This window comes from Mesorhizobium sp. WSM4307 (genome assembly GCF_007003945.1).
GTDB lineage: Bacteria > Pseudomonadota > Alphaproteobacteria > Rhizobiales > Rhizobiaceae > Mesorhizobium.
Genome location: NZ_VFTB01000012.1, coordinates 161,563 through 176,819, shown reverse-complemented (window position 1 = coordinate 176,819; position 15,257 = coordinate 161,563). Strand labels below are relative to the sequence as shown.

10 protein-coding genes and 2 pseudogenes are annotated in these 15,257 nt (G+C 64.6%); 5 read left to right on the top strand and 7 right to left on the bottom strand.

Annotation, left to right across the window (positions count from 1 at the left end; translation table 11 throughout):
- Positions 1 to 105: 105 nt before the first annotated feature.
- Complete coding sequence (locus tag FJV83_RS27965) at positions 106 to 864, bottom strand: SDR family oxidoreductase (RefSeq protein ID WP_142885534.1); 759 nt, start codon at positions 862 to 864, stop codon at positions 106 to 108.
- A 103-nt stretch (positions 865 to 967) separates the two neighbouring features.
- On the opposite strand from FJV83_RS27965, the gene FJV83_RS27960 reads away from it, so the two are divergent.
- Positions 968 to 1,861, top strand: coding sequence for a LysR family transcriptional regulator (locus FJV83_RS27960; protein WP_095789310.1), 894 nt, complete (start codon positions 968 to 970; stop codon positions 1,859 to 1,861).
- A 121-nt stretch (positions 1,862 to 1,982) separates the two neighbouring features.
- A complete protein-coding gene (locus tag FJV83_RS27955) occupies positions 1,983 to 2,918 on the top strand; it encodes a hypothetical protein (RefSeq protein WP_142885533.1) in 936 nt (311 codons plus the stop codon).
- A 96-nt stretch (positions 2,919 to 3,014) separates the two neighbouring features.
- On the opposite strand, the gene FJV83_RS27950 is transcribed toward FJV83_RS27955, so the two are convergent.
- From FJV83_RS27950 to FJV83_RS27940, 3 genes are all read right to left on the bottom strand, one after another.
- Complete coding sequence (locus FJV83_RS27950) at positions 3,015 to 4,133, bottom strand: substrate-binding protein (protein WP_142885532.1); 1,119 nt, start codon at positions 4,131 to 4,133, stop codon at positions 3,015 to 3,017.
- Positions 4,134 to 4,204: 71 nt separating this feature from the next.
- Entirely contained in the window at positions 4,205 to 4,477 is a 273-nt protein-coding gene (locus FJV83_RS27945) for a hypothetical protein (protein WP_010910579.1), read from the bottom strand.
- 90 nt (positions 4,478 to 4,567) lie between these two features.
- The gene (locus FJV83_RS27940) at positions 4,568 to 6,145 is read right to left on the bottom strand and encodes an HD domain-containing phosphohydrolase (RefSeq protein ID WP_142885531.1); all 1,578 of its coding nucleotides are present in this window, start codon (positions 6,143 to 6,145) and stop codon (positions 4,568 to 4,570) included.
- 266 nt (positions 6,146 to 6,411) lie between these two features.
- On the opposite strand from FJV83_RS27940, the gene FJV83_RS27935 reads away from it, so the two are divergent.
- Positions 6,412 to 8,235 carry an adenylate/guanylate cyclase domain-containing protein gene (locus FJV83_RS27935; protein ID WP_142885530.1) on the top strand — a complete coding sequence of 608 codons (1,824 nt, stop codon included), beginning with the start codon at positions 6,412 to 6,414 and terminating at the stop codon, positions 8,233 to 8,235.
- Between the two features lie 563 nt (positions 8,236 to 8,798).
- On the opposite strand, the pseudogene FJV83_RS27930 reads toward FJV83_RS27935, so the two are convergent.
- Positions 8,799 to 9,323 (bottom strand): annotated as a pseudogene (locus FJV83_RS27930) (zinc-binding dehydrogenase); the annotation flags it as partial.
- A gap of 3 nt (positions 9,324 to 9,326) precedes the next feature.
- On the opposite strand from FJV83_RS27930, the pseudogene FJV83_RS27925 reads away from it, so the two are divergent.
- A pseudogene (locus FJV83_RS27925) lies at positions 9,327 to 9,851 on the top strand (substrate-binding domain-containing protein); the annotation flags it as partial.
- Between the two features lie 59 nt (positions 9,852 to 9,910).
- Here FJV83_RS27925 and FJV83_RS27920 read toward each other — a convergent pair.
- The gene (locus FJV83_RS27920) at positions 9,911 to 10,933 is read right to left on the bottom strand and encodes an ABC transporter ATP-binding protein (protein ID WP_142885529.1); all 1,023 of its coding nucleotides are present in this window, start codon (positions 10,931 to 10,933) and stop codon (positions 9,911 to 9,913) included.
- A 912-nt stretch (positions 10,934 to 11,845) separates the two neighbouring features.
- A complete protein-coding gene (locus tag FJV83_RS27910; RefSeq protein WP_142885527.1) occupies positions 11,846 to 13,396 on the bottom strand; it encodes a serine hydrolase in 1,551 nt (516 codons plus the stop codon).
- A 175-nt stretch (positions 13,397 to 13,571) separates the two neighbouring features.
- Here FJV83_RS27910 and FJV83_RS27905 point away from each other — a divergent pair, with 175 nt between their 5' ends.
- On the top strand, positions 13,572 to 15,218 hold the full coding sequence (locus tag FJV83_RS27905; protein WP_142885526.1) for an acyl-CoA synthetase: 1,647 nt from the start codon (positions 13,572 to 13,574) through the stop codon (positions 15,216 to 15,218).
- The last annotated feature ends 39 nt before the right edge of the window (positions 15,219 to 15,257 follow it).

The window sequence follows — 15,257 nt, the reverse complement described above, 5'->3', positions numbered from 1 at the left end:
GGATTGGGTTTTCAGGCTTTGGGATGGAGCAGGTCGGCAAGGCCGATCCGTTCCAGGAGTTGCGCGCACGCGGTGATCAGGATTGTCTGTTGCATGTCAGCCTCCTCAGATCGCGCCGCCATTGGCACGGATGATTTGTCCGTTGACCCAGCCACTGTCCGGTCCGGCCAGGAACGAGACCACGCCGGCAATGTCGTCCGGCTGGCCAAGCCGGCCGAGCGGGATCATCTTGGCCGTAGCCTCGATCTGCGCCGGGCTCTTGCCGTCCATGAACAGCGCGGTCTCGACCGGGCCGGGCGCCACGGCGTTGACCGTGACGCGGCGCCCGCCAAGCTCCTTGGCCAGGATATGCGTCATCGCCTCGACGGCCGCCTTGGTGGCGGCGTAGACGCCGTAGCCCGGCTGCAGGAAGCCGACGACGCTGCTGGAGAAATTGACGATGCGGCCACCGTCGCGAAGGCGTTTCGCGCCCTCGCGCATGCCCCGGAACACGCCGCCGAGATTGACCGCGATCTGCGCGTCGAAGGACGCATCGTCGGTCTGCGCGATCGGCGACAGCTTCATGATGCCGGCATTGTTGACCAGCATGTCGACGCCGCCGAAGGCCTTCTCACCGGCATCGAAAAGGGTGGCGATGCCTGTGGGATCGGCGATGTCGGCCTGTACGGCGATCGCCTTGCCGCCTTCGGCTTCGATCGAGCCGACGACCGCTTCGGCCTCGCCGCGGCCCCGTGCATAATTGACGACGACGGCGAAGCCGTCGCGGGCGAGCCGCTGCGCGATCGCCGCACCGATGCCCTTGGAAGCGCCGGTCACGATCGCGGTTCTGATTGGGTCGCCCGTCTTTGTCTGCTGGTTTGTCATGGGAGTCTCTCCGTGTTGCTGGTGACACGGATATAGATGCAGCCTCCTTTTGGATAATCAGCCGTCACTTGACATCACTATTCGGAAACTGCGAACAAAGGCCATGGATCGCCTGGACACGATGCGGCTCTTCGTTCGCGTGCTCGAGCGGCGCAGTTTCACCGCTGCCGCCGCCGATCTCGGCCTGCCGCGCTCAACCGCGACGGAAGCGATCCGCCGGCTCGAGGAACATCTCGGCGCACGTCTGCTGGAGCGGACGACGCGGCAGGTGAACGCCACGCAGGACGGCGAGGCCTATTACCGGCGCTGCCTCTCGATCCTGGCCGAGATCGAGGACGCGGAAGCCGCGTTCCGCAAGGCCGAGCCCTTCGGCCTGCTGCGCATCGACGCCAGCACGCTGCTCACCCGCACCTTCCTGCTGCCGCGCCTGCCGGAGTTTCTTGCGCGCTACCCCCGCATCGACCTGCAGATCGGCCAGAGCGACCGGCTGGTCGACCTCGTGCGCGAGGGGGTCGATTGCGTCATCCGCGTCGGCGAGCCGCCCGACAGCGGCATGATCATGCGCCGGCTGGGGATGATCCGCGAGATGACCTGCGCCAGCCCCGCCTACCTCGAACGTCACGGCGTGCCCGCCTCCCCCGACGCGCTCGACGGCCATCAGGCCGTGGGCTTCGTCTCGTCGCGCACCGGCGAGGTGCTGCCCTTCGAATTCACCGTCAACGGCAAGACCCGCGAGATCAGGCTGCCGGGCCGCGTCGCTGCCAACAATTCCGACACCGCCGCCGATCTGGCGCGGCTCGGCCTCGGCCTCATCCAGGCGCCGCGCTATCGCTTCGAGAAGGACCTTGCCCAGGGCACGCTGGTCGAAGTGCTGGCCGACTGCCCGCCCTCGCCGACGCCGCTATCGGCGCTCTACCCGCAGAACCGCCAGCTCTCGCCGCGCCTGCGCGTCTTCCTCGATTGGGCCGCGCACATCTTCGCCGAGGCCAATCTGTAGGGATGCGGCCATCGGTCCGTGCCCATCATGGGTCTCTCGCCGCCATCGACCCCATCGCCGACGAAACCATAGGTATTGAAGCAAAATAGCGGTATTCTGCGCGGGGTCTTGGGATAAGCGGATGGATTTCAGCACGGGTCATGGCTACCTCCTCATTGGCGGCCTCATCCTGGTCGGCACCGGGCTGCTGATCCTGTCGCTGATCGTCAATCTTGGCGTCGCCCACAGCGTGCGCAACGACGTGCGCCATCGCGAAAAGCTGCTCGAATATTATCGCAACATCTTCTCACAGCTGGGCGTGATCCTGATCGGCATCGGCGTGTCGCTGTTCATCTTCTTCTTCCAGCAGAACTATCAGGACCAGCGCCGGCGCGAGACGGAGCTGCAGCAGGTTCTCGCCAAACTCGCCGCGCGCATTGCCCGCGGCGCGCCGGTGATGCAGTCGCTGGAAGAATTCGACGAGTTGCTGGATGAAGGCGGGCCCTATCTCAGCCCCCAGCTCGGCGGCAAGAACACCGCCGTCAGCCTCCACGGGACAGAGCTCGGCAAACAGGCGGCCAGGATCCTGCTGGTCGAGCGCGACGTCGATCTCGCGGACTTCGAGGTGCTGAACCTGTCGCGCGATTTCGAATCCTCTTTCGTCGTCAACGAGCTCGATTCCAGGCTGTGGTTCGACATCGTGCGCGACGAGAGCGAGATCAAATACGCCACCACCCAGCTCGCCCTCGACTACAAGGACCTGCGGGACACGATCGGCGGCGATCCGGCGGAGGCAGCGGTCGCCGACCCGGAAAAGGAGAGCCGGGTCAAGCGGGAGGTGCTCGACATCTTCTACGATGCCGATCTGCTGCGCCAGCGCTCCAGGCAGCATCTGGCCCGCGCCTGCTGGCTGTTCAGCCAAGGGCGCGGCTTCATCGGCGCGGCCCCGGTCAATGCGATCGAGGCCGATGCCAGGTCGCATCAGGAATGGCTCGACGGGTCAAAACCGGTGTTGTCGCAGGCGAAGTCGGGCAGCGGCGACTGCTTCAAACTGCTCCGGTACGGCCAGGCGTCATGAGCCGGGAGCGAGCGGCAAGGCCCGCTGCTCTGGTGACAAAGCCAATCACTTTCAAAGACCGCGCCGGATGCGGACTGTCCGTTCCGACGCCGCCAGTTACCCCAGTTCGTCGCTGAGCGCGCGCTCGTTGGGATCGATCGAACCCAAATTCTTGACAACCCGGAACCGACCGCCCTGCGCCTGCGCGATGTACATGTTCATGCGGACATGGTGCTGGCCGGGGACCATTTCGGCCGGGCCACCCGGTCCCTCGCTGATGCGGGCGTGATCGAGCGCCCGGATGACCGCGTCCCGCTCGGCACTGCCCGCTTCCTTCACCGCCGCTTCCCACATCTTGATCGCCCGGTAGTGCCCGGTGCATCCGCTGCCCGCGGTGAGCGTAGCCCCACCGGGGAACCGCTCACCGTAGCGGCGCAACAGCGCGCGACCGAACGGTTCGTCGAGTTCCTGGTAGTAGTCGAGGCAGCTGTAGAGGCCCTCGATCTGATCGGACGGCACCAGATTGAAGAAGTTCTCGTCGAAGTAGGTGCAGACGATCTTGCCGCCGCGTTTGCCGAAACCGGCCTTGTGCAACTCTTCGAGGAACGGTGTCAGGCCCGGCGGGACGATGGTGTTGAAAACCACGTCGGTGCCGCTCGCCATGATCTGCTGCACCGTCCGCCGGAAATCGACGGAGTCCAGCGGAAAATACTCCTCGCCGACGATCTCGCCGCCATTGGCGCGCACCGCCCGGCTCGCCGCCTTGTTCAGCAGATGGGGCCAGATGTAGTCGGCCGACGGCAAATAGAACCGCTTCGCGCCGGTGCTGTTCATGAGCCATGGTATCAGCGGCTCGACCTGCTGGGCGGGCACGGGCCCGGTGCAGAAGATCAGCGGATCGTTTTCCTGTCCCTCATACTGTTCGGTGTAGATGTAGAGCGTCCTGCCCCGGGTGACCGCCTCGCTCTTGATGGCCAGGCGGGTCGAACTGTAGATGCCGCCGACGACCACGTCGACCTTGTCGACGTCGACCAGTTTCGCGGCCCTTGCCTTGGCAACGCTGTCCGTGGTCTCGCCATCCTCGATGACGAGTTCCACCGGCCGGCCGAGCAAGCCGCCTTTGGCGTTGATGTCGTCGACAAGCATGGTGGTGAGGTTCGCATTTGCGACGCCCATGAAAGACAATGGGCCGGTGAGTTCGGCGACAAGGCCGATCTTGATGGGTTTCGGATCCATTTGATTTCTCCAAATCTTGGGGTTCGTCGGGGGCGCGCCGCCTGGCGGCAGGCGGCGCCCGGTGCGGGACATCAGGCCTCGTAGTGGCCGAGCAGCAGTGCCGCCTGCGGCTTGCCGACATGGCCGGCTTCCTGCAGGATCGCTGGCACCTCCGGATCGGACACGAAATTCTTCCAGCCCTCGGCGTCCCAGTCGAAGATCGCCCAGACGCGGTCGGGCTCGCTGGGGTCGCGGAAGACGGTCGCGCCGTTCGAGCCGTGCAGCCGGCGCTTGTCGGCGCCCTTGGTCGAAAAGATACGGATGAAGTGATCGATATCAGCCACTTTGGTCGTTGCGAGCAGCATCTGATTTCCTCCTGTCGGTTGCGGCCGTCATTGGCCTGTCGACGGGATCACGATGCGCGCCCTGGAGCGGGCGCGCATGGGGTGGATTCCCTATGCCTGCGTTTCGCCTGGTCGGACAAGGCCGTGCTCGACCGCGTAGAGCGCGGCCGCGGCACGGGTGGTCACGCCGATCTTGGCATAGACGCTCTGGATATGGTGGTCCGCGGTCTTGGGCGAGATGTCGAGCTTTCGGGCCACTTCCTTCGCCGTAAGTCCGGCGGCGATCACGCGCAGCACCTCGACCTCGCGCGGCGTCATTCCGGCCAGCGCTCGCGGCACGGCCCGCCGCGACGGCTGCCCGGCGAAGGACAATACGGCCTCGGCGGCGTCGGGGCAGATACAGCCGTCACGCACGGCGGCTCGCAGCTGCGCCGCCGCCGCCTCGCTGGACAGCGCCTTGCGGTGCGGACGTTCCTCTCGCGACGTCTGGAAGGCTTCGGCGGCGGCCAGGATCCTTGCCGCCGGGGACAGGTCCGAGCCGCCGACCTTGCGGTGATAGCCCGAGCCGTCCAGGCGCTCGTGATGGCGAAGCACCAGCGCGGCCATCGCCTCGCCCTCGCGACCGAACGAGGCCAGGGCCCGCTCGCCGTAATAGGCGTGCAGCTGTGCCGCGTCGCGTTCGCGCACCGACAGCGGACCGTTGCGCATCCAGGTCGCCACCGGCACCACCAGTTCGCCGATGTCGTGGATGCAGCCCGACCAGCGCAGCGCGCGAACATCAGGGTCGGGCAGCCCGATCCGCTTGCCCGCACCCGCGGCCAGTTCCGACACCATCCTCGAATGGCCCTGCGTAAACGGCATGCGCATGTCGATCATGTCGGCTATGGCCAGGAACGCCTCGTCGCTGGCCCCCTCATCCAGCGTCACCGGCGGATCCGGCTCGAGCGCCAGGATGGTCTCGCGGTCGACCGTCGCGCCGATGCCCTCCATCAGGACCGCCGCGTTGGCCGAGACGAGCCGGGCCAGATCCGCTTCGTAAGGACCGTCGCCGCGGCTGGCGACGGTTTCGGCCATCCCGTCGATGCCAACGGCATCGCTGAGCGCAATCGCATCCTGCGCCAATGTGATCAGGCGCACGGCCGGCAGCACATCCTCGCCACTCAGCCCGCGCGGCAGGCCCTTGCCGTCCCAGCGTTCGTAGATCTGCCCGAGATTGCGCCGGATCTCGTCGGACAGGCCGATCCGCTCGCCGATCCGCTGCGCGACCTCGCAATGCGCGGTGAGCACCGGGCGGGCCACCACGAGCGCCTGCGACATCGCGGCCTCGATCGCCCTGCCCTGCGCGTCAGGCTCGAGATCGTAATAGAATCGCTTGAAGGCCTGCACGAAGACCCTGCCCAGTTCCGCTCGATTGCCCATGTCGAGACCGACAAGATCCTGGCGGAGCGCGATCTCGTCGCCGCACGTGGCCGACAGAAGGTCCGTGTCGGCATTGCAGCCGACATAGCGCAGCATCGACTGATGGTAGGCGCTGCGCCGAACCTCATCGGAAACACCCGCAAGCTCGGCGATCCGCATTGCAAGCACGCAGGATTTCAGCGCGAAGTCGCGAGAATGGCCCGTGGCGAGGTCCGAGGCATAGGCCAGGACCATCATGAAGTCCGCCCGGCGTATCGAGACAGCTGTCATCGCACACCCCCCAGTGAGCCCTATGCTAGCCCCCTGCACCGTCAATACCTAGGGGAAAAATCTCGAGCCGGATGCAGATCCTGCGAGAAACAGAGTGTTCTGTTTTGGGGCCGAGTTCTGACTGTCGGCTTCCGGGCGTCGAGGCTTGAATAGCTGCCGTTAGGCGCGCGCTAATTTCAACGACGACTTTCGCCAGGATCGCACCCATCGAATGGGGAGGCGCTCAACGGTTCGTTGTGCTAACCTCGATAGCCGCGGAGGGCGCTATGGGTGAGAATCGCAAGCTAGCCGCAATTCTAGCCGCAGACGTGGTCGGATATAGTCGGCTCGCCAGCGAAGACGAAGATCGCACCTTGGCGAGGTTGCGGGCACTACGCAGCGACCTGATCGATCCGACCATCGCCGTGCACAACGGGCGCGTGATCAAGCGCACCGGGGATGGAGCGCTGGTCGAGTTCCGCAGCGTGGTGGATGCCGTGCGCTGCGCTATCGAGGTGCAGAACGGAATGGTGGAGCGCAACGCCGGTGTACCGCAGGACCGTCGCATCGAGTTCCGGATCGGCATTCATCTGGGAGACGTTGTCGAGGAAAGCGACGGCGACCTGATGGGCGATGGTGTCAACATCGCTTCGCGTCTGGAGGGCGTTGCGGCGCCCGGGGCCATCTGCCTGTCCGAAGATGCCTATCGCCAGGTCAAAGCGAGGCTCAACCTCTCGGTCGCCGATCTCGGCAGCACGCAGCTCAAGAACATCGCCGAGCCGATCCGAGTTTATTCGCTGGCGGTCGGTGCCGCCGGCGCGAAGGCGATCGCGACGTCGGAACCCTCGACGAGCCGTCCGGCAGGATCAAAGTCGGCAAAGCTGTCGATCGCCGTCCTGCCGTTCGCCAATATGAGCGGCGACACCGAGCAGGACTACTTCGCCGACGGCATCAGCGAAGACATCATAACCGACCTGTCGAAGGTCGCCGGCCTCTCGGTCATCGCCCGCAACTCCAGCTTCACCTACAAAGGCAAGAACATCGATGTCCGGACGGTCGGGCGCGAGCTCGGCGTGACTGCGGTGCTCGAGGGCTCGATCCGCCGCGCCGGCAACCGCGTCAGGATCAATGCCCAGTTGATCGATGCGCGGACCGGGACCCATGTCTGGGCGGACCGCTACGACCGCGACATGACCGATATCTTCGCGCTGCAGGACGACGTGACGCACCGCATCGTCGAAGCCCTCAGGGTTGCCCTGACCCCGGCCGAGTCGGCGCGCATCGCCCATACACCAACGAGAAACATCCAGGCGCATGATCTTTTCCTGCGCGGGCGCGAGGTCTTGTCCGGTCCTGATAAGACAAACGAGACATTCGAGCGCGCGGTCGCCTTGTTCACCCAGGCAATTGAGCTCGACCCCGACTATGCCGAACCGTATGCCGGCCTGGCTCACGCTTACAACCACGACTTTCAGAACCACTGGAGCGGGCGCACCGACAGCAAGGAACTCTCTGCCCATTATAGTCGGCTGGCGCTCGAGAAGGACCCCAACCTGCCCTATGGGCATTACATGGCCGCGCTGGTGAAGTTTTGGGAGAAGGATCCGGCCGGACATCGCGAAGAGGTGGAGAAGGCGCTTGCTCTCAACCCCAACTTCGCACTGGCCTTCGGCCTGCGCGGGGTGGGCAACATCTACAACGGCGCGCCGCTGGAGGCGATTCCGGATCTGGAGCACGCGCTGCGCCTCGATCCGCTGCAGGGCCATTTGACCTGGCACTTCATCGGCTCGGCTTATCTCCTGGCCGGGCAGTACCAGAAAGCGGTCGAGGCATTTCGCGAGCGTATCCGCGTGTCGCCCAAGACCGACCTGTCGCGGGGGCTCCTTATTGCCGCGCTTGGCCACCTCGGCGACGTCGATGAAGCACGGCGCGTGAGCGCCGAGCTAAAAGAGATAAACCCGAGCTATCGCTTTTCAGAGCACGTGGGGCGGCTACCCTTCAGCAATCCGGCCGACGCCGAACGCATCCGGCAGGGCTACGCCAAGGCGGCGATACCCGAATACGCGGACGAAAGCCCTGCGCCTGCACTAGAGGTTTCGAGGGGCCGCTAGGTCGGCGGCGCGATGAAGGCCGGCACCATTATTAAGTGGGTTTCCCCATCTCGGTGTTGGTATTTTTGATGGTATCCAACCACCTGATGTATTTTGGCGATTGGCAGGATGAAGGACCAAAAATCCTGGCTTAGTGCCGTTTTCACCAGTTTGGTTGCACCCAGTTAGAATCCGGCAACCGGAATTGAACCGCCGCCAACCAGCTGTCTCATGCGACATCCGCTCATCGAGGACGATGTCCAGTAAGCCCAACTCCAGGACGAAATATGCAGAGCGACCAAGGTCCCTTGCCATCGCTACGTTAAGGCGCGAGGTCGCAGGCGGGTCAGCTTGGGGGCCGCAAGCAGACGGTCCGGATGCGGCATGCGGGTACCGATAGCAGATGCTTAACTGCGTAGACCCGAAGCGGGCGCGGACTGAATGTCAGAAAAGCGGCGCTTATGAAACGCTTCCAATTCAGCCTTCAGCTCGCAAACAGTCATGGTTGATTCGTCGATATCCTCGGCATTTTGATGTAAGCGCCCTGCCATGTTAGCGCCTCCAACGAAGTGCATCCACTGGAGTCAGCCGATCTCGATCACGAGCTTGCCTTTCGCGCTGCGGTCCTTGATGGCCTGGTGCGCAAGATGCGTCTGGTCGAGGCTGAAGCGGCGGGGATCCAGCTGAGGGATCACCTGTCCAGCCTCTACCAGCGTTGTCGCCTCGCGCAGGATCTCGCCATGGTGCACGCGTCCCTCGCCGGAGAGCATCGGCAGAAGCGTCAAGACGCCGGAATAAGTGGCGGCGCGGAAGGATAGCGGCGCCAGCGCATGGGTGCCCCAGCCGAGGCAGCTGACCACATGCCCGAAGCGGCGAATGGCATTGAAGGACCTGTCGAGCGTGGCCCCACCGACTGTGTCGTAGACTACGTCGAAGCCGGCTCCCGCGGTATGCTCGGCGACATAGTCCTCGACGGTCCGCGTCTTGTAGTCGATCGGTGTGGCGCCCAGCCCCGAGATGAAGTCCGCCTTCGCGGGCGAATCCGCTGAGAAGACCTCGGCGCCTAGAGCAACCGCGATCTGGATCGCGACATGTCCGACACCACCGGCGGCCTTGCCGAATTCGCTGACCTTCATCCGCGCGTCATTGTCGAACTTCTCACCGACCAACGGTTTTACAGTCTGCCGCGAAGGGAAGCGGATCTCGTCTTCCGAATCCGGCCATTCGGCGAGGCCGAGGTGATCTCTCGACGGCTGTTACGCATGGACTATGGCGTCTATATCCGCGCCGGCCAGCCACACCCTATGCCGGGCAACGGTGCGGGTTGTGCGATGGTACTGATGGACACGGCGTTCGGCGGCATGCCCGATGTGGCCTGGATCCAGCGAATGTTGCCCAAGGCGCATGTGGTCCTGCGGAGCAACAATCGCGAAGTCCAAGCCCGGCTCTGCGCCCTAGGCGCTGGGATTGCAGTGCTGCCACGCCCGCTTGGGGATCCCACGGAAGGTATCGAACGTGTCGATCTCGGAGAACCGCCGCCGACTCGCGATACGTGGATCGGCTATCATAGGGACATGCGGCGCATGCGCCGTCTCCGAGCGCTGGTCGATCTGGTGATCGAGCGGCTGGCGAATTGATCGGCACCAGGCACTGGTGGAAGGGCCAACATCCTCTCGATGTCTGGCAAGATCATCGATCAATTCTGGCTGTGCTCGGAATGTCCGGTCTGCGCGGGATGATCGCCGTCGACCCACTGGACGATCATCCGGAATTGCACTTTCGCTTCCGAATACGTGCGATAGAAGTCGAGAAGTTCTCCCGTGGGTTCGGACAATCGTTGAAAGCCCGAAATGAAGGCGACGACCGTGCCGATCGTCGTCTGCCCGCGGATCACAAGATAGCCGCCAACGATCAGGACCATTAGGGACCCCACCGCGTTGGCTATATTCAGCAATGTCTTCAGCCCGAATTTCAACAAATAGAATTCAATGCGATTGCTGAAGATCGTGCGTATGGTGCGGAAGGCTACTCGGCGCTTCGGCGAGTGGCTGGCGAAGGAATTGACTGCTTGGTTGCCAAGCTTTCGGACCAGCGCGACCTGCCGTTCCACGAGTGTGTTCAGGTCCTTCTGCATGTAAAGCGCAAGCAGGATCTGCGGCAGGAGTGACATACCGCTGACCAGAGCGATCACCGGCTGCATGTAGATCATGTAAGATACGACGGAGATCATGATCGTGACGTTGACTACGCATTCGGAGATGCTGGTGCCGACAAATCCGCCAACATAGTCGATCTCGTTGCCGATGATGCTGGCGGTCTGACCACTCCTTGCGTGGTCGCGAGCGGACCTTTGCGTGGCGACCAGAGCGAGTTGGTCGCGGGCCGTCTTGACCACGCTCTCTCCGAGCCAGCCCTGATAGACGATCATTGCGTATTTCAGCCCCGCATGCAGGAGTATAGTCGCAAGATACAGGCCGCCGAGCATCAGAAGTGCCCGTACGTTCTTGTCGGCGATCGCCACATCGACGACCCGTCTCTGCAGGTCGATAGGGATAAAGTTGGCCAAGGCAACCGAAATTGCGATCACGCTGATATAGACCTGATGCGTGCCGCTGGCGCGCCGGACAAAACTGGGAAACTTCTCGCCAGGGCGCATCGCATCGGCCCTCGGCTCAAACGGGGTGAAGCGCCCTGCAATTGTCGCGAAAATTCTGCTCACCTTCGGTACCCCTCCGTCGCCTCCAATTCCGGTCCAACCGCTAAGGACAACGTACCCTGTCGGTGACCAGCTGACAGGGCATTCTCAATCGGACCCCGAACTGTCGCTCGGCCATGCCTTGCGCGCCGGCATCGGTGAAGGCCGCGAGGCGCGACGATCAGGATCAGAACCAGCGGATTGCAAAACTGCCGCAACAGGACCGCCAGCGCCTGTTCTCGCCGATGATCGGCGAACGTGTTTGGCCCGTTGCGCGCCTCGGTCGAAGTCAGCCCGGCAGGCCGAGAGCGGCATTCCTGCAGCACCTCGATAGCCGGTCGCGACCAGTAGGGCTCGCCAACGCCGCGCCACGTTGGGGATGCTGGGTTCTCGATCATCACGGTTTGATAGCGAAGAAGGCCGCGAGCCCCCTTGATCGACATCAAGGCTGGAGGAATTTACGATCCGAGCTGAAGCAGGCAGGCTGCGCGATAGATGCGCAGGAGAGCTCAGAGCGTTGCGCGAACCGGGACCACCGTCCTGCCGGAGCCGCGCCCAGGTGCTAGAATTTGATATGAGGCCCTGCGGGCGCGATCTCTAAACGTCTGTGAGATCCTCGAAGGCCGAGAAGTAGCGCAAATGCGCCATCTCGCCTGTTCGCTAGAATGTCAGCTGTTGGGATGCGGCTATGGTCTGCTCAACGACCGACATCAGGCGCAAAGTGGACGTCGTTTTCGCAAAGTCCACCTCAGTAATGCGTCGAGAGAAGAATCCGATCGCTTGTCAGGCTGCTTCTAGCGCTGGCACTGTCGCCCATCGCGATCGCGTTGCGGCGCAGTGAACCATCGCATCGTCCTTTGCGGCGATCCGGCATCGGGCATCTGGAGCTGCGGCACAAGATCTGCGTCCCGGCGCGGCTTGTTGCCCTGTCCGCCCCTAGTCGCCCACGCGCCGCAGCGTGCCGAGATGATTGTCGTCGAGGAAGCCTATGGTCATGGCCGACGCCTTGCCGTCGGGGCCGACGACGAAGCTCACGCCGGTTGGCCTGTCCGGTGTCTCGGCATCGGGGAAGGTCAGGAAAAGATCGCCGTCGTAATGCGCCAGGGAATAGGACCGGGCGCCGGCCGGGCCGACCTTGAGCACAAGGCCGTCTCCGGCACTCGCCACGACAGCATCGCCGAAGAAGTCGTTGGCGTAGCGGCCGGCATAGGCATCGGCCGGCCTGGCCGGCCTTGCCGGAGATGGCGGCGCGGCATAGGTGGCCTTGGCCGCCGCGACCGCCGGGCCGAACATTCCGGCATAGATGCCGTCCCATGCCTTGACCCAGTCCTTCTGCACCGAACCGTCGAAGACGAGGTCGGCAAAACTGTCGGACAGCCCTTCCGGCACGCCGGTCGGAAAGGCGTTGGCGATGATGACGATGCCGAGCTTCTCCCGCGGGAAGATCGTCACCAGCGTGCGTGCGCCGACGCTGAAGGCACCGGCATGGCCCCAGCTCAGGCCATGCCGGCCGAATTCGACATTCCAGCCGAGGCCGTAGAAGGACTCGCCGCCGGAGACGGGGTTCTTGCCCCGCGTCATCAGCGGCACATGCGTCTGGTCGAGCGCATCGGCAGCTATCAGCGTCTTGCCGGCATAGACCCCGTTGCCGAGGATGAGGCGCACCCATTGCGAGAGATCGCGCGCGGTGGAACTGACGCCGCCGGCGGGCGCCTGCGCATCGGGATTGCGCTCTATCTTGGCGGCCCAGGCGCCATCGACCTTGATGTGCAGCGCGGCACGATCGGCGTGCTTGACGAAGTCCGAATGACGGGAACTGGTCGAGGCCATGCCAAGCGGACGGTAGAGCTGCTCCTCGGCGACCTGCTCCCAGGGCTTGCCTGTCGGCAGGGCGGCCGCGACGGCGCCCTCGGTCAGTCCGAAATTGCTGTAGGAGTAGCCGGCACGGAAGCTCGACGATGGCGGCACGAACCGCAGGCGATGCAGGATCTCGGCGCGGTCGTAGCCTATGTCCTCGAGGTCGTCTCCGGCGGTGCCGGGCAGCCCGCTGCGGTGCGAAAACAGGTCGCGGACGGTGAGTTGGCTGGTCGGATAGGGATCGGCCAGCCGGAAGGCCGGATCGAGGTCGGCGATCTTCGAATCCCAGGACACGATCCCGTCGCTGACCAGCGCCGCCACGATGGTGGCGGAGACCGGCTTGGAGAGCGAGGCGATCTGGAACACCGTGTCGGCGTCGACCGCCTCAGGCTTGCCGGCCTCGCGGTGGCCGAAACCCTTCAGGAAGATCACTTCGTCGTCGTGCACGACGCCGATGGCGAGACCGGGCACCCCACCGTCCGCGACGGCGCCTTGGGCGAGCGCTTCGAGCTTCGACAGGGCGACAGCGATGCGCTCCGGCGCAATGGTGTCGGCCGACGCGGCACGTGGCCAAAGCGCCACTACGGCGATGCAGACCCAGATTCGCCAGAGGTTCCGTCCCAGCCGCACGTCCGACCCTCCTCTCCTGCATTCACCTGGCTATGATACAGGCCGGTGCAAACGAGGCCAATGCCTGCCGCCCCACGGTCCGCCTTCGTCGCAATCGACCATCACCACGATTTCAGGCAATCTGACGGATGAAGGCGCGCCATGGGGAGATGGAGCGCCGCCAGGGAGGACTGACATGACCGGCTTGCCACGCTACGAGGACGCCGTTGCGGCCTTTCGCATCGAGGATGAAATCGCCAGGCTTGACGGCGACCCGGCGACCGGCATCAACGCCTATGTCGAATGCTGCGGCCGCCATGCCGGTGAGAACCGGCTGGCGCTGCGCGCGATCTCGGCCGGCGGCGAACTGCGGCAGTTCAGCTTCGACGACCTCGCGGACATGTCGGGCCGCGTCGCCAACCTGCTCAAGGATGCAGGCGTCGGCCCCGGCGATGTCGTCGCCGGCATGCTGCCGCGCATTCCCGAACTCATCGCGCTCATCCTCGGCACCTGGCGCATCGGCGCCGTCTACCAGCCATTGTTCACCGCCTTCGGCCCGAAGGCCATCGAGCACCGCCTCGGCTACAGCGGCGCCAAGCTGGTGGTGACCAATCCGGCCAATCGCGGCAAGCTCGACGAGATCGAGACCTGCCCGCCGATCGCCACCCTTCTTGGTCCCGGCGATGCCTTGCCTCAAGGCGACATCGATTTCCGCGCCGCCCTTGCCTCTGCCTCCCCCGATTGCGAACCCGTCATGCGCAAGGGCGACGACCTGTTCATGATGATGTCGACCTCGGGCACGACGGGCCTGCCCAAGGGCGTGCCGGTGCCGCTCAGCGCGCTGCTGGCCTTCGGCGCCTATATGCGCGACGCCATCGGACTGCGCCCCGATGACGTCTTCTGGAACATCGCCGATCCCGGCTGGGCCTATGGCCTCTATTACGCCATCACAGGCCCGCTGCTGCTCGGCATCGCCACCACCTTCAACGAGGGCGCGTTCAACGCCAGGAACACCTATGACGTCATCGAGCGGCTCGGCGTCACCAGCCTTGCCGGCTCGCCCACCGCCTTCCGCCTGCTGCTCGCCGAAGGCCCTGAAGCCGCCGCCCGCATCAAGGGCCGGCTGCGCGTGGTGAGCAGCGCCGGCGAGCCGCTGAACCCGGAAGTGATCCGCTGGTTCGACGCCCATCTCGCCGTGCCCATCCATGACCATTACGGCCAGACCGAAAACGGCATGATGGTCAACAACCACCATGGGCTTTCGCATTCCGTGCGCGCGGGCTCGGCCGGCTTTGCCATGCCGGGCTATCGTATGGTGGTGCTGGACGACGAAGGCAACGAGCTCGGCCCCAACCAGCCCGGCGTCCTCGCCGTCGACATCGCCAACTCGCCGCTGCGCTGGTTCGACGGCTACCACCAGGCCGAGACGCCGGCGATCGCGGGCGGCTACTACCGCACCGGCGACACGGTGGAATATGAGCCGGACGGCTCGGTGTCCTTCATCGGCCGCGCCGACGATGTCATCACCTCGTCGGGCTACCGCATCGGCCCGTTCGATGTCGAAAGCGCGCTCATCGAACATCCCGCGGTCAACGAGGCGGCGGTGGTCGGCGTGCCCGACCCGCAGCGTACCGAGATCGTCAAGGCCTTCGTCATCCTGGCGCCCGCCTACCAGGCCAGCCCTGACTTGGCCGAGGAACTGGCGCAACACGTCCGCAAGCGGCTCTCGGCCCACGCCTATCCGCGCGAGATCGATTTCGTCGCCGAATTGCCGAAGACGCCGAGCGGCAAGATCCAGCGGTTCCTGCTGCGGAAGGCAGAGGTGGAGAAGCGGAAGGGGTGAAGGGCCGCATATGCCGGCTCAACCCGGGCGACGCCTGCG

Bases quoted from the DNA above. Each gene is read 5' to 3' on its own strand.
- FJV83_RS27965 (WP_142885534.1), bottom strand. From the start codon at position 864: ATGACAAACCAGCAGACAAAGACGGGCGACCCAATCAGAACCGCGATC.
- FJV83_RS27960 (WP_095789310.1), top strand. From the start codon at position 968: ATGGATCGCCTGGACACGATGCGGCTCTTCGTTCGCGTGCTCGAGCGG.
- FJV83_RS27955 (WP_142885533.1), top strand. From the start codon at position 1,983: ATGGATTTCAGCACGGGTCATGGCTACCTCCTCATTGGCGGCCTCATC.
- FJV83_RS27950 (WP_142885532.1), bottom strand. From the start codon at position 4,133: ATGGATCCGAAACCCATCAAGATCGGCCTTGTCGCCGAACTCACCGGC.
- FJV83_RS27945 (WP_010910579.1), bottom strand. From the start codon at position 4,477: ATGCTGCTCGCAACGACCAAAGTGGCTGATATCGATCACTTCATCCGT.
- FJV83_RS27940 (WP_142885531.1), bottom strand. From the start codon at position 6,145: ATGACAGCTGTCTCGATACGCCGGGCGGACTTCATGATGGTCCTGGCC.
- FJV83_RS27935 (WP_142885530.1), top strand. From the start codon at position 6,412: ATGGGTGAGAATCGCAAGCTAGCCGCAATTCTAGCCGCAGACGTGGTC.
- FJV83_RS27905 (WP_142885526.1), top strand. From the start codon at position 13,572: ATGACCGGCTTGCCACGCTACGAGGACGCCGTTGCGGCCTTTCGCATC.